The organism is Xanthobacter sp. BG11Y11_SDJG (genome assembly GCF_057364445.1).
In genome coordinates this window covers 1-556 of record NZ_JBNFNU010000890.1, presented here as the reverse complement: position 1 = coordinate 556, position 556 = coordinate 1, and the positions used below count along the sequence as shown (strand labels likewise).

Sequence of the window (556 nt, the reverse complement as noted above, 5' to 3'; positions counted from 1 at the left end):
CGGTGGCCACCACCACCCTCGCGCTCGGCGCGCGCCGCCGCCATGGGAAGAAAGGGAACCCGCGCCCTTTGGGTGGCGCTCGCTGCCCGCCATCGAAGCCATCGGCGCCATCGGACACCATCTGCCTCGACAAGACCGGCACCCTCACCCGGAACGAGATGGCGGTCGCGCGGGCGGTGGCCGGCGACACGGACCTCGATCTCGGCGCCGGGGCTTCGGGGACTGCGGCCTCGGGCGACCTGCTGGCCCTGTGCGAGGCCATGGCCCTGTGCAGCGAGGCGGCCCTCGAACCGCGCCAGGGCTCGGCCACCGAACTCGCCCTGCTGGACTTCGCCGCCGCCATGGGCTGCGAGGTGGCGGCGCTGCGCGCCGCGCTGCCTCTCAACGGGCTGCGCAGCCGCGACCACCGGCACCGCTACATGGTCAGCGAACATTCCGGCGCGGCCGACGGCCCGCGCCTCTACGTCAAGGGCTCGCCGGAGGAGGTGCTGGCGCTCTGCGACCGGGAGCGCCGTGGGCGGCGCCGAGCATCCGCTCGATCCGGAACGCCGCGCGG

At 75.0% G+C, this 556-nt stretch carries 1 pseudogene; it reads left to right on the top strand.

Going from position 1 to position 556, the window contains the following annotated elements:
• Positions 1 to 68 precede the first annotated feature (68 nt).
• Positions 69 to 556: pseudogene (locus tag AC2W7M_RS27140) on the top strand (hypothetical protein); the annotation flags it as partial.